General features: G+C 46.5%; 10 protein-coding genes and 2 pseudogenes. 4 read left to right on the forward strand and 8 right to left on the reverse strand.

The window, feature by feature from the left end:
- Nucleotides 1-8 precede the first annotated feature (8 nt).
- Entirely contained in the window at nucleotides 9-731 is a 723-nt protein-coding gene (btsR, locus tag KW548_15620) for a two-component system response regulator BtsR (GenBank protein ID QXX06465.1), read from the forward strand.
- A gap of 44 nt (nucleotides 732-775) precedes the next feature.
- Here the strand turns inward: btsR and nagZ are convergent, their stop codons facing one another.
- A complete protein-coding gene (gene nagZ / locus KW548_15625) occupies nucleotides 776-1,759 on the reverse strand; it encodes a beta-N-acetylhexosaminidase (GenBank protein QXX06466.1) in 984 nt (327 codons plus the stop codon).
- 552 nt (nucleotides 1,760-2,311) lie between these two features.
- Between nagZ and KW548_15630 the strand changes: the two genes are divergently transcribed.
- Together KW548_15630 and murQ are read left to right on the forward strand one after the other, a co-directional pair.
- On the forward strand, nucleotides 2,312-3,421 hold the full coding sequence (locus KW548_15630) for an anhydro-N-acetylmuramic acid kinase (GenBank protein QXX06467.1): 1,110 nt from the start codon (nucleotides 2,312-2,314) through the stop codon (nucleotides 3,419-3,421).
- A 12-nt stretch (nucleotides 3,422-3,433) separates the two neighbouring features.
- Entirely contained in the window at nucleotides 3,434-4,357 is a 924-nt protein-coding gene (murQ, locus tag KW548_15635) for an N-acetylmuramic acid 6-phosphate etherase (GenBank protein ID QXX06468.1), read from the forward strand.
- A gap of 35 nt (nucleotides 4,358-4,392) precedes the next feature.
- Here the strand turns inward: murQ and KW548_15640 are convergent, their stop codons facing one another.
- Nucleotides 4,393-4,740: a DUF2799 domain-containing protein gene (locus tag KW548_15640; protein QXX06469.1), complete on the reverse strand. Its 348-nt coding sequence runs from the start codon at nucleotides 4,738-4,740 to the stop codon at nucleotides 4,393-4,395.
- 207 nt (nucleotides 4,741-4,947) lie between these two features.
- On the opposite strand from KW548_15640, the pseudogene KW548_15645 reads away from it, so the two are divergent.
- Nucleotides 4,948-6,433: pseudogene (locus KW548_15645) on the forward strand (carbon starvation protein A).
- A 166-nt stretch (nucleotides 6,434-6,599) separates the two neighbouring features.
- Here the strand turns inward: KW548_15645 and ispH are convergent.
- The 6 genes and pseudogenes from ispH to murJ form a co-directional block, all read right to left on the reverse strand.
- Complete coding sequence (ispH, locus tag KW548_15650) at nucleotides 6,600-7,565, reverse strand: 4-hydroxy-3-methylbut-2-enyl diphosphate reductase (GenBank protein ID QXX06470.1); 966 nt, start codon at nucleotides 7,563-7,565, stop codon at nucleotides 6,600-6,602.
- A gap of 26 nt (nucleotides 7,566-7,591) precedes the next feature.
- The gene (gene fkpB / locus KW548_15655) at nucleotides 7,592-8,023 is read right to left on the reverse strand and encodes an FKBP-type peptidyl-prolyl cis-trans isomerase (protein ID QXX06471.1); all 432 of its coding nucleotides are present in this window, start codon (nucleotides 8,021-8,023) and stop codon (nucleotides 7,592-7,594) included.
- A gap of 115 nt (nucleotides 8,024-8,138) precedes the next feature.
- Entirely contained in the window at nucleotides 8,139-8,645 is a 507-nt protein-coding gene (gene lspA, locus KW548_15660) for a signal peptidase II (GenBank protein QXX06472.1), read from the reverse strand.
- A gap of 306 nt (nucleotides 8,646-8,951) precedes the next feature.
- Nucleotides 8,952-11,781: pseudogene (gene ileS, locus KW548_15665) on the reverse strand (isoleucine--tRNA ligase).
- A gap of 64 nt (nucleotides 11,782-11,845) precedes the next feature.
- Nucleotides 11,846-12,781, reverse strand: coding sequence for a bifunctional riboflavin kinase/FAD synthetase (gene ribF, locus KW548_15670; protein ID QXX06473.1), 936 nt, complete (start codon nucleotides 12,779-12,781; stop codon nucleotides 11,846-11,848).
- 72 nt (nucleotides 12,782-12,853) lie between these two features.
- Entirely contained in the window at nucleotides 12,854-14,416 is a 1,563-nt protein-coding gene (murJ, locus tag KW548_15675) for a murein biosynthesis integral membrane protein MurJ (GenBank protein QXX06474.1), read from the reverse strand.
- Between the last annotated feature and the right edge of the window lie 37 nt (nucleotides 14,417-14,453).

Here is a 14,453-nt window from a genome sequence, read left to right on the forward strand (position 1 = left end):
ACACGGATATGATTTCTGCTTTAGTCATAGATGACGAACTGTTTGCGCGTGAAGAGTTGACCGAACTGCTTGAAGAATCAGGCAAAATCACTGTGATAGATCAGGCCAGTAATGCGATTGAAGGCCTGAAAAAGATTAACCAGCTAAAACCCGATGTGGTCTTTCTCGATATTCAGATGCCACAAATCACCGGCATTGAGCTACTCGGGATGCTGGACCCGGAAACCATGCCAAAGGTTGTGTTTGTCACCGCCTACGATGAATTTGCTATTCAGGCGTTTGAAGACAACGCATTCGATTACTTATTGAAACCGGTAGATACCTGTCGGTTGGACAAAACCATCAAACGCCTTCTTAAGTCAGCCAACAGTCACACTCAGGAGCAAGTCACAGCAATCACCCCATCCAGCCTAGATCAAGTACCTTGTATTGGCTTGAATCGGATTGTCATCATTCCGACACAAGATGTGGAGTTTGCTTACAGTGATATCAGTGGTGTTCATGTCCAGACAGGAGACCAGAAAGCCACATCTCAACTGACACTCAAAATACTCGAAGAAAAAACATCTCTGGTGCGCTGCCACCGTCAGTTTCTGGTTAACATAAAAGCGATTAAAGAAATCAAATTGCTAGAAAATGGATTAGCAGAAATTGTCACTGTCAGTGATCAAACGATTCCGGTCAGCCGTCGCTACCTGAAAACACTGAAAGAAATGCTTGGATTCCATTAAAAAGAGCCGCAACTGCGGCTCTTTTTTGCTCATTACTTTTCAACTCATCCAACAACACGTTTCATCGCTTCGGATGTCAGCTTCCACTCATCACTACTACGCAACTCAGACAAGGTAAACGACTGTTTCTTCAATAACGCGGTCGCTTGTGGCGTTTCCATCACTGGTAGGTTGTCCAACACTTCAATCTGCGCATCACGCTTATTGCATACCAACACCATGTCACAACCCGATACCAGAGACTGATGCGCACGTTCAGCTGGCCCCCCCATCACAGACGCACCTTCCATCGTCAAATCATCAGAGAAAATAATGCCATTGAAGCCCAACTGTTTTCTTAACACAGCCTTGAGCCAAAATTCAGAGCCACTGGCTGGCTGATCGTCGTAATGAGGGAACACCACATGCGCCGGCATCATCGCATCCAATAGCCCCGCCTCGATCTGAGCTTTAAAAATCGCCATATCCTGTTCAAAGATAGTGTCTCGCTGATCGTAGGGCGTTTCCAAGTGAGAATCCGCAATCACACCACCATGACCGGGGAAATGTTTGCCCGTCGTTGCCATGCCAACCGCTTTCATACCGCGCATGTAAGCATTGCTGTGACGGATGATACTATCAACATCTTCGCCAAATGAACGGCTACCAATCGCCTTACATTCATGACCTTTATCCAGCACCGGAGCAAAGCTCAGATCAATATCGTGAGCCATCAGTTCCGCTGCCATTAGCCAACCACCTTGCTGCGCCAGCTTTTCTCCATTCGCTTGCTTGGCATAAGATTCTGCCGCAGGGATAAGTGAGAAACCTTCCTTGAAGCGTTGAACTCGACCACCTTCTTGATCAACGCCAATAAGAATCGGACGTTTCGCAGCCTGGCGAATGGCTTGGTTCAAGGCGAGTAACTGTTCATTGTCGTGATAGTTGCGAGTAAACAGAATCACGCCCCCGACGGTTGGGTGTTCAAGAATTTCTCTATCTTCCGTGGTCAGTTCGCAACCTTCTACATCAACCCATAAAGGTCCCATAATCATTCCTTACTGTTTCAAAGCCGCAACAGCGGATTCACGTTGTTCAATTAATTGGTTAACGCTTTCTTCCTGCAGAGGTAACAGCGTGCGAATTCGAGCTAAACCTTTCATATTCAACTCCTCTATTTGATTTGCAGTGTACTCAGCCTCGTGAAACTGGGGAATAGTTAATCCTGTACGAACGTAAATTTGGAACAAACGAACGCATGAACTGAGAACAGGATCATAGAATCGATATGGTTGTTATTTCACAACACAATGAACTTAGGAATGAATTACCCATATCAGCACGCTGACAAAAGCGATAAATAACGCCCCCTTTAGGCCACACGTATTAAGTCTGCCCAGTGCGCCATGAGATCCTTAGGCGTCGGCAAAATCATATTGATGAGCTTGTGACAAAGTACAGTGAAAATAATGAGTGAGATATCGCTTTTTTAGGAAGTTTGGGCGCATACTAGCAACAACATATCGGTGATTAGTTCACGCCAAAAAGGAGGCGCACTGACGGTGCTACTCTATCAGCCGGAGAACAGGTGGAAATTCGCAATGGATAAAGAGCTTTATATTGGCATCATGTCTGGCACCAGTCTAGACGGTATCGATGTCGCCCTAGTAGAGGTAAGGGACGAGCACATTCAGTTAATCGACCATAGCGATTACCCAATACCTTCGATAATTAAAGAACAAGTACTCGATATCTGTCTCGGCCAACAAACCAACTTAAAGCAGATAGGCACACTGGACCATCAGCTGGGGCACTTGTATGCTGATGCAGTGTTAGCCTTACTTGAAAAAACAGGCCAAAGTAAGGAGCAGATTACCGCAATCGGTAACCACGGTCAGACGGTTTTCCATCAACCTACGGGTGACGCGCCGTTTACTACTCAGCTCGGTGATGCCAATATCATTGCAACGCGAACAGGCATTACAACCATTGCCGATTTTAGACGTAAAGATATGGCATTGGGCGGGCAAGGCGCACCACTGGTTCCAGCCTTTCACAGGTCGCTGTTTCAATCAAATACATCGAGCATAGTAGTGCTCAATATTGGCGGGATTGCCAACATCTCCGTGCTTCGCCCTGATCACCCTGTCATCGGTTACGATACCGGACCGGGCAACATGTTGATGGATGCTTGGTGTCACCAGCACCAAGGCCAGCCTTTTGATAGAGACGCCTTGTTCGCACAACAAGGCCATATCGATACAGCACTGCTCAACGCTCTACTTCAAGAGCCTTACCTCGCACAAAAAGCGCCAAAGAGCACAGGTCGAGAGCGGTTTAACTTGCCTTGGTTAGAGGCTATTCTAAGCAACCATAACTGCTCTGCTGAAGATGTTCAGCGAACATTGTGCGAATACACTGCGCAAACCATCAGCTTAGAGGTCGAAAAGTACTCGCTGGGGGAGCAGCCGCAATTATTAGTTTGTGGCGGTGGCACCTGTAATCCACTGCTGATGAGCCGCCTGAAAGCATTACTTCCAGCATGGTCTGTCGACTCTACAGATTCACAAGGTGTTGATAGTCAGAACATGGAAGCGATGGCATTTGCTTGGCTTGCCTATCGCCGCATTCACAATCAGCCAAGCAATTTGCCAGAAGTCACCGGAGCGAGCCATCCTGCTTCTCTTGGTGTGATGTATTTTGCCGATTAAATAAGGACGATTATGACCAACGATGCACTCATCGCAGCACTTTCCCATTTGGTTTCTGAAGGTCGTAACCCAGAAACAATGGATATTGACCTGCTGCCTTCTCTGGAAATCGTTAAAAGAATTAACCAGCAAGATAAGCTCGTTCCACTCGCGGTAGAAAAAGTGCTGCCTGACATTGCTCAGGCGGTGGACAAAATCACTCAAGCATTCAAATCGGGTGGCCGCTTAGTGTATATGGGCGCTGGTACCAGCGGACGTTTAGGGGTCCTTGATGCCTCGGAGTGTCCCCCTACGTTTGGCGTCTCCGATCAAATGGTCATCGGCCTGATTGCAGGCGGCCCGGATGCTATCCTCAAAGCCAAGGAAGGCGCGGAAGATTCGCCGGAGCTTGGCGTTGCTGATTTGAAGTCTATTGAGTTCAGCGATAAAGACGTCGTGGTAGGCATTGCAGCTAGCGGCCGAACGCCTTACGTTATTGGTGCGCTGGAATACGCTAACGACCTTGGAGCGACGACAGTGGCTTTGTCATGTAATCCGGATTCGATCATTGCGGAAGTCGCACAGATCGCGATTAGTCCAGTAGTAGGACCAGAGGCATTAACGGGGTCAACGCGATTGAAGTCAGGAACGGCGCAGAAGCTTGTTCTCAATATGCTGACCACGGCCAGTATGATCCGTTTGGGTAAGAGTTATCAAAACTTGATGGTTGATGTGAAAGCGACCAACAAGAAACTGGTCGCACGTGCCGCTCGCATTGTCATGCAGGCGACTGAGTGCGACAAACAGCAAGCCGTCAATACGCTTGAACGAACCGACTATGACGTCAAATTGGCCATCTTAATGCTCCTGACCGGAATGGATGTCGACAGTGCTAGAAGTCAACTAAATCATCAGGAAGGCTTCCTGAGACGAGCAGTAGAAAAACACAATCAATAACAATAAAGGCTTGGTAGATACCAAGCCTTTATTATTTAATATTCGTTCGCATGTTCATCCCAGCCACGCTTCCATTCCATACGAAATTTCTGCGCTTCTGCCGTGCCTTCACACACACCTTCATAATACTGCCCCGTTAAACCAATCTGATAAGCAAAGTTGGGGTTGCAGTACTCTTGGATTCCTATCAGATAACCTTGCTCATAATCTCCCTGCATCGCACTGCCTAAACTGGCTAACTCTTTAAAAGAGCGCTGAGAGTGGCCACGAATACCATCTCGATATCCAATCTCATACCAATCTCCTTCGTGAGCCAGTTGCTCAGTACTAGCAGTACACGCCATTAACGTAGATACCAACATCAGAAAAATGAGTCTTCTCATTGTTTTTCCTTGTTTTTATTGAAGGTCTCTTAATCAAAACACTAAATGCCCGACTTTGCCACTGAGATGCACTAAAAACCGCTTAACAGTGCCAATTACCACTCAGCCTGTCATATGACCACTCAGCTGAGATTTGAATGAGAATGGTCATCGAGAAGCGTAACATTGAAACTGAACTTATTAAATCTTGACTAAGGAACAAGTGCTATGTTGTGGTTTCTAACCTGTGTTGCTGCTCTGATAGGCGGATACTTCCTCTACGGGTCATTGGTTGAAAGAATCTTCGGTATTAATGAAAAGCGCCAGACACCGGCTCATACGAAGGCGGACGGTGTGGATTTTGTTCCAATGTCGACTAAGAAAGTCTATCTGGTTCAGCTTCTGAACATCGCTGGTGTTGGGCCTATCTTCGGTCCCATTATGGGCGCACTGTATGGCCCTGCGGCAATGCTTTGGATTGTTGTCGGTTGTATTTTCGCTGGCGCAGTGCACGATTACTTCTCAGGTATGCTGTCGGTACGTAACGGTGGAGCTTCTGTGCCAACAATCACAGGTCGCTATCTAGGCAATGGTGCAAAACACTTTATGAATATCTTTGCCATTGTTTTATTGTTACTTGTAGGTGTCGTCTTTGTTTCTGCACCAGCAGGTATGATCACCAATCTAATCAATGAACAAACCAGCATCTCTGTCAGCATGACATCAATGGTTATCGCTATTTTTGCTTACTACATTATCGCCACTATTGTTCCTGTCGACAAAATCATTGGCCGCTTCTATCCACTCTTTGGCGCACTGCTTATTTTTTATGTCGGTTGGCCTGATGACAGCAGTTGCGCTATCAAGCGAGCACACGGTAATGGGTGATTTTCAGATAACGGATATGTTCACCAACCTGAACCCGAACGACATGCCACTATGGCCCGCTCTATTTATCACCATTGCCTGCGGTGCTATCTCTGGTTTCCATGCTACTCAGTCACCTTTGATGGCTCGTTGTATGGAGAATGAGAAGAACGGTCGCTTCGTTTTCTACGGTGCCATGATTGGTGAAGGTGTGATTGCGCTTATCTGGTGTGCGATTGCGCTGTCTTTCTTCGGCAATCTCGACGCGCTCTCTGAAGCCGTGAAAAACGGCGGGCCTGGTAATGTGGTCTACAGCTCTTCGTTTGGCCTACTTGGCGTAGTTGGTGGTGTGATTGCCTTCTTAGGCGTTGTTATCTTGCCCATCACATCTGGTGATACTGCGTTCCGCTCTAGCCGTTTGATCTTAGCCGAATACTTCAACATGGAGCAGAAGACTCTGCGTAATCGCCTACTGATGGCAGTCCCTCTTTTCGTGATTGGTGGCATCCTAACTCAAGTAGACTTCGGTGTTATCTGGCGTTACTTCGGCTTCGCTAACCAGACAACCGCAGTCATGATGCTGTGGACAGCTTCAGCTTACCTGCTTCGTCACAACAAACTGCACTGGATCACGACGATTCCAGCCATCTTTATGACGACTGTCGTGGTGACCTTTATCCTTAACAACAGCACGCTAGGATTTGGGCTACCAATGAACGTGTCGACCATCGCTGGCATCTTGTTCTCGCTCGCGACAACGGCCTACGTCATCCAAAAATCTAGAGGCAAAGGGGAAACTGACCTAGAGGATGAAAACGAAACCAAAGTGGCAACTGAAACCGCTTAAGCCAATTGATTGGCATATTGAATAGGGCTCCTTAGGGAGCCTTTTCTTTGGTCTAAAAACTGTCACGCTAGGTCTATAGCAAAAACTGAGTTCAAAACCTGCTAACTGGATTTAAACGGGATCTAAAAAAGGCGACTTAATGTCGCCTTTTTACCCTTTCAAATCGCTAGTCAACTTGTTTAATCTGTAACTCTTTTGGTACTTCAAAGAACATGTTTTCTTCACGACCTAGAACTTCTTCTACTGAACGGGTGCCAGCGAGCTCTTTGATGCGTTCCAAAATCTGGTTAACCAGCTCTTCTGGCGCGGATGCTCCCGCCGTTACACCCACTTTTACTTTATCGTTAAACCACTCTGGTTGAATGTCTTCCGGGCAATCTGTTAGATACCCTGGAGTACCTAACTTCTCAGCCAGCTCTTTCAGACGAGTTGAGTTAGATGAATTCTTAGAACCGACAACAATCACAACATCAACGTCCGTTGCCATCTCGCGCACCGCATCCTGACGATTCTGCGTGGCATAACAAATATCGTCTTTACGTGGGCCCTGAATTTCAGGGAACACACGTCGAAGTTCGTTAATCACATCTGCAGTTTCATCTACCGACAATGTTGTCTGACTTACATAATGAAGGTTGCTCGGGTCTTTGACTTTCGCTTTGAGAGTAACCACATCTGTTGGCGTCTCAACTAGGTACATACCACCTTGTTCACTGGCATACTGGCCCATTGTACCTTCTACTTCGGGATGCCCTGCATGACCAATCAAAACCACTTCCATATGACGGCGGCTTGCACGAGCCACTTCCATATGGACTTTAGTCACAAGTGGACAAGTTGCATCAAAAACGGTCAAGTCACGTTCTTTCGCTTCTTTGCGTACAGCCTGAGACACACCATGAGCAGAGAAAATCACAATATTGTCATCAGGCACTTCATGAAGCTCTTCGACAAAGATAGCGCCTCTTTGTTTGAGGCCTTCGACCACAAATCGATTGTGCACGACTTCATGACGAACATAAATCGGTGGTTGATACATTTCCAATGCACGTTCGACAATGCTGATCGCACGATCAACACCTGCACAGAAGCCACGTGGGTTGGCTAAAAGAATTTTCATTTCATTGCTCATAGTGATTATTTTATCGCTTCAGGCGGCTATTCTACTGACAAAATTTCAACTTCAAAAGTCACATCTTGCCCTGCTAGAGGGTGGTTGAAATCCACTGTCACTGAATCACCCGCAATTTCGGTAATAATGCCAGGTATTTCCATACCATCAGGGCCAGAGAAAGCCATGATGGTTCCCACTTCAACGTCTGCATCACCGACAAATCTTGCACGATCCATATGATGCACATTGTCTGGGTTCGGAGCGCCAAAGGCATCTTCGGCTTTCAGTTCAATCGCCTTTTTCTCACCCACTTCAAGTCCTAGCAAGCATTGCTCAAAGTTTTCACTTAGGCTGCCATCACCAATCACGAGCTTGGCAGGTTTACCCATGTTATGCGTGCTATCAGCAACAGAGCCATCTTTAAGTTTGATAGTAAAATGCAGCGTTACTGCGGATTCCTGGACAATAGTGGTCACAATACGTTTCCTTGTTATTGGAGAGCTTGGCTTCTATTCAATAGAGGCTTCGTTATATTAAAAAGCGCTCTCTGAATCAACAGACAGCGCTTAGGGTTATTCGATCATTATGGGCTTACACTTCGGTTCCAGCGCCTTTTTTACGAAATCCGTCAAGGATAATCATTGCAGCGCCAATACAAATGGTGCTGTCAGCCAAATTAAATGCTGGCCAGTGGTAGTTACCCCAGAAAAAGTCTAAGTAATCGACAACATAACCGTGTACCACACGATCAAATACGTTACCCACTGCACCACCGATGATCATGGCATAAGCCACATTGTTCCATTTCTCTTTTGCTGGCAGTTTACTCATCCAGTAAGTCAGCATAGCGGTTACGGCAAAAGCGATCCCCGTAAACAACCAACGTTGCCAGCCAGCCTGATCGCTCAGGAAGCTAAATGCAGCACCGTAGTTATGTACGTAAAGTAGATTAAAGAAAGGCAGTACCTCAATACGGTTCGCCCAGCCATAACCCATGTTATCCATCACAAACAGCTTGATGCCGATATCTGCTAGAAAGATAACCAATGCTAGCCAAAGCCAGCGTACACCTGATTGTTTTAATGGCATATTACTCATTAAAGTTCCTATAAAATCATGAACTAGACACTACGGTAAGAGATCCCCAACTCGGTCGTTCCTCCCTCTTGAGGATGACACGGGGCTATCATTACAAAATCGTCATTCCTTAGAGCGAAGAATGAGTGAGTAAGGAATCTCAACAAGCTTACTGTGCACTTATCGAAGTATTGCCTACACATTCAAGCCCTACGGTTAAGTGACGGCAAGTTCTTGGTAATTTATGTAAAACAGCAGTTAAAAATAACCCCAGTATGTACTGGGGCTATAATATTTCAATAAAGTTCAACTTCTAGCTGAGCTAAATTAAGCGAATTTGCGTACTTCGCCTTCACCATCAACGTTAGACACACAACGGCCACAGATCTTCTCGTGACCTTCGGTTGTGCCAACATCTGGAGTGTGGTGCCAGCAGCGGTCGCACTTCTCGTTTTCAGTTGCTTTCACTTCAACGAATAGGCCTTCGACATCTGTTGCTTGCGCCGCTTCTGACTTCTCGCTTAGAGGCTTAACAACCGCTGCTGAAGTTAGTAGTGCAAAGCGTAGCTCATCTTCCAGCTTGCTTAGCTTGGCCGCTAGTGCATCATCAGCGTAAAGCGTCACTTCTGCTTGCAGAGAACCACCAATAGTCTTCTCTTTACGAGCGTCTTCTAGCAGTTTGTTTACACCACCACGAACCGCTTGGATTTCAGCCCAGAATTCGTTGTTAAGTTCTTCGCCTTCAGTTAAGCCGAACAGACCCTGGTACCACTCGCCTGTGAAAACAAACTTATCTCGCTCGCCTGGCATCTCGTTCCAGATCTCGTCTGCAGTGAACGACATGATTGGTGCCATCCAACGAACAAGCGCTTCTACGATGTAGTAAAGTGCAGTCTGACAGCTACGTTGAGCGTGACCACCAAGTTTCGCTGTGTACTGACGGTCTTTAATCACGTCTAGGTAAAATGAACCCATTTCGATAGAACAGAACTGCATTAAGCGCTGTGTTACAGCGTGAGTATTGTACTCACCGTACGCTTTCACAATCTCTTCTTGTGCCGCTAGTGCACGACCGACAGCCCAACGGTCTAGAGCCACCATTTCTTCAGCAGGAACAAGGTCCGTTGCTGGGTTAAAGCCGCTTAGGTTCGCAAGGAAGAAACGCGCAGTGTTGCGGATACGACGATACGCATCTGCAGAGCGTTTTAGGATTTCATCAGAAACCGCCACTTCACCCGTGTAGTCCGTTGAAGCAACCCATAAACGCAGGATATCTGCACCTAGCTTGTTAGTCACATCTTTTGGCGCAACCACGTTACCGATAGATTTCGACATTTTACGGCCTTGACCGTCAACCACGAAACCGTGAGTAAGTACTTGCTTGTACGGCGCTTCGTCTTTCATCGCGATTGATGAAATGAGCGAAGACTGGAACCAACCGCGGTGTTGGTCAGAGCCTTCTAGGTATAGAATCTGCCGACGCGCCGTTGTACTCTTCACGAGCATCAACCACTGAGTAGTGCGTCACACCTGAGTCGAACCATACGTCTAGCGTATCAAGTACTTTCTCGTACTTATCGGCCTCTTCACCTAGTAGGTCAGAGATTTCTAGATCCCACCAAGCTTGAATGCCTTTCTCTTCAACTAGCTGAGCCACTTTCTCAATCAGTTCTAAAGTGTTTGGATGAAGCTCTGCCGTTTCTTTATGAACGAATAGAGCGATTGGCACACCCCAAGTACGTTGACGAGAGATACACCACTCTGGGCGACCTTCAATCATACCTTCGATGCGGCTTTGGCCCCACTCTGGCATCCACTCAACACCTTTGATTGACTCTAGTGCTTTTGCACGTAGGCCAGCTTGGTCCATAGAAACGAACCATTGTGGTGTTGCACGGAAGATGATTGGAGTTTTGTGTCTCCAACAATGCGGGTAGCTGTGCTCGTAAGCGTGGTGATGTAGCAGCGCGCCTTTCTCTTTTAGCGTTTCCACTACTGCATCATTAGCCTTGAATACGTGTTGGCCAGCAAATAGCTCAGTATCCGGCAGGTAAACACCATTTGAACCAACTGGGTTAGCCACTTCTAGGTTGTATTTGTTACCGACTGCAAAGTCTTCTTGACCGTGACCAGGTGCTGTGTGAACCACACCAGTACCAGAGTCAGTGGTTACGTGATCGCCAAGGATCGCTGGAACCGTGAAGTTGTAGAATGGGTGGTTAAACTGTGAAAGCTCAAGGTCGCTGCCTTTTGCAAAACCAAGGTTATGGAAGTGCTCGATACCGGCACGATCCATCACGTCTTTCGCGAGTTCAGAAGCAACGATGATACGTTCTTTCGACTCACCTTCTACTTGGATTAATACGTACTCTAGATCATCACGTAGACATACTGCGCGGTTTGCTGGCAGTGTCCATGGTGTGGTTGTCCAGATAACGATTGAGATATCGCCTTCGCCTTCATGACCTTCGTTCAATGAGAACTTAGATAGAAGCACTGCTTCATCGGCAGCTTTAAAGCGTACGTCGATAGATGGAGAAACTTTATCTTTGTACTCTACTTCTGCTTCCGCAAGTGCAGAGCCACAGTCTGTACACCAGTGAACAGGTTTGAAACCTTTAAGTAGGTGGCCATTATCAGCAATCTTACCTAAAGCTCGAATGATGTTTGCTTCAGTCGCAAAATCCATAGTACGGTAAGGCTTGTCCCACTCCCCCATAATACCTAGGCGTTTGAAACTCTCTTTTTGACCTTCAACCTGGCCAGCAGCATAATCACGACATTTCTGACGGAACTCAGCCGCTGTCACTTTTTGACCCGGCTTACCAACCTTTTTCTCTACCATTAATTCAATAGGTAGACCGTGGCAGTCCCAGCCAGGAATGTAAGGCGCATCAAAACCTGAAAGTGTTTTGGATTTAATAATAATGTCTTTAAGAATCTTGTTTAGTGCGTGACCAATATGAATGTCACCGTTGGCGTATGGAGGGCCATCGTGTAGAACGAAAGATTTTTTGCCTTTCTTCGCTTTACGGATTTCACCGTAAAGGTCTTCTTTATACCAACGCTTAAGCATTTCTGGCTCGCGGTTCGCCAGATTGCCGCGCATCGGAAACCCTGTTTCAGGAAGGTTCAGGGTATCTTTATACTCACTCATCGATTCTTAATTCCGTTGTGTTGGGCGAATGTTAGACATTATGCCAAACGGTGGACTAGACCGTTTAGCGATTACGCTGACGCAGCCACACCCTTGCTGCTTCAGCATCCAATTCAATTTGTTGTTTCAATGCTTCAAATGAGTCAAATTTATGCTCATCACGAAGCTTATGTAATAGTACGATTTCTAGCTGCTTGCCATATAAATTGGCTTGGAAGTCAAATAAATGGACTTCTAGTTGCTGGCGGACCCCGTTCACGGTCGGTCGGTTGCCAATATTTGCTACGCCCCCAATCGGTTTACCTCCAAGGCCTAAAGCCTCAACGACGTAAACGCCCGATACAGGTGACACGCAACGCTTCAGTGGGATATTCGCGGTAGGAAAACCAATCGTTCTTCCTAACTTACGGCCGTGTGATACTCGACCACTGATGCTGTAATTTCGACCCAGCATTTCTGCTGCTGAGTTTACCTCATCGCTTGCCAATGCTTCGCGTATCGCAGTACTGCTGACACGCAATTGCTCAAGACAGAAACTTTGTGTACTGACGACCTCAAAGCCATGTTTTTTACCGGCCTCTTTGAGCATTTGGAAATTGCCTTTTCGGCCTTTTCCAAAGCAGAAATCATCACCAACGACGAGAAACTTAACACCCAATCGCTTCACCAACAAGTCGCTAATAAACTCGTCCGGAGTCTGATTAGCAAAGCGCTTGTTGAAATTCACACAAAGTAAGCGTTCTATGTTCAATTTTCTCAGTTGAACAAACTTGTCTCTTAACCGAGTTAATCGTGCTGGTGCTTTCTCTTTTGCAAATAATTCCAAAGGCTGAGGTTCAAAAGTCATGACCGTGGCAGGTAAACCTAATTTAGCTGCCTGCTCAGACACTTGACGCAGCACTGCTTGGTGACCCAAATGCACACCGTCGAAGTTTCCTATCGTCAGGACACACCCAGAATGGTGTGCTTTGATATTGTGAATACCTCGGATCAATTCCATTGGCAGCTTCTAATTCCTGTCTCTTTTATTATTAGCAAAGCGTGAAACCGACGGATTATATACTAATCCTACTTATTCTGTCGCTGCTTTTAAATCTTTTAAGCGCACACCCATGATGATGAGCGATATCAGGTAAACACCTGCACCTAATCCAATCAAAGCTAGCAGCGACATCACTCGTTCAAACAAGCTCCAAGTCAACCACACCGACATATCTTCTAACTGCCAAAGAATTGCTGCTACCATCAGTCCTCCTGAAACAGCAAGCTTAATCACAAAAAAAACCGTGCGGCGCGTTAGCTTGTAAACACCCGCCATATGTAAGCCTCGGTACAATAAAGACATATTAACAAACGCTGATAATGCTGTTGCGATTGCCAAACCAACATAGCCATAGAACCAAGCAAAAATGGCGTTAAAGACCATATTGGTCACCATGGCGATAATGCCATATTTGACTGGGGTTTTCGTGTCTTGGCGAGAGTAATATCCCGGCGCAAGCACTTTGATCAACATAAAATTGAGCAAGCCAGAGGCATAGGCTACCAGAGACATCGAAGCAAAGTGAACGTCCTGTGGGCTGAACTCACCGCGCATGAACAGCACCATCAGCATAGGCTTTGCCAACACCATTAAACCGAGCATCGCGGGAATACCGAGCAATGTCACCATGCGGACTCCCCAATCCATCGTATGTGAAAAACCGTCACTATGGGAATCAACATGTTTACGTGATAGGGCTGGCAAAATAACCGTTGCAATAGCAATACCAAACAATCCAAGCGGAAATTCCAATAGACGGTCAGAATAATAGAGCCAACTGATAGAGCCCGTTTGAAGGAAGCTGGCAATAAAAGTATCAAACAGCAAATTGATCTGGCTGACCGATACACCGAACAAAGCTGGAATCATTAGGGTACGGATTTTCACTACCCCAGGGTCACGCCATCCCCATTGAGGCTTAACCATGACGCCGGCTTTAATAAGGAAAGGGATCTGAAAAAAGAACTGAACCAAACCGCCAAGAAACACCCCAATAGCAAGACCAATTTCAGGTTGAGCCATATTCGGCGAAATAAACCATGCCGAGAGGATGATCATGACGTTGAGAAATACTGGAGTGAAAGACGACACCGCAAATTTACCCATGGTATTGAGAATCGCACCAGATAACGCGACAAAAGTAATAAACCATAAGTAAGGAAAGGTAATTTTGAGAATGAAGCTCGCCAGCTCAAACTTTTCAGCCGATGGTCCCCCGTTCATCCAGTCAAGAAACCAGCCAAAGCCAAACAGTGCCGTGACCACACCAGAGCCTAAAACGCCTAGGACTGTAACTATAGAAACAAGCACACCTAAAGTACCCGCTGCTCTGGCAATCAACTGACGGGTCTTATCCATATCGCCTGCGGCATGGTACTCCGTCAATACAGGTACAAACGCCTGAGAAAACGCACCTTCGGCAAACAAACGGCGTAAGAAATTTGGAATTTTATTGGCAAAAAAGAAGACGTCAGCACTAGCGCCCGCCCCCATCAAATTCGCCACTACTACATCGCGCACTAAACCAAGCACACGAGAAATCAAAGTCATAGCACTAACAATCATGCCTGACTTGAGCAGACGTTTACTCACAGCTACCTCGGGAATCCTGCAATACTTTCAATAGGGC

Origin of the sequence: Vibrio neptunius (genome assembly GCA_019339365.1) — a bacterium.
GTDB lineage: Bacteria > Pseudomonadota > Gammaproteobacteria > Enterobacterales > Vibrionaceae > Vibrio > Vibrio neptunius.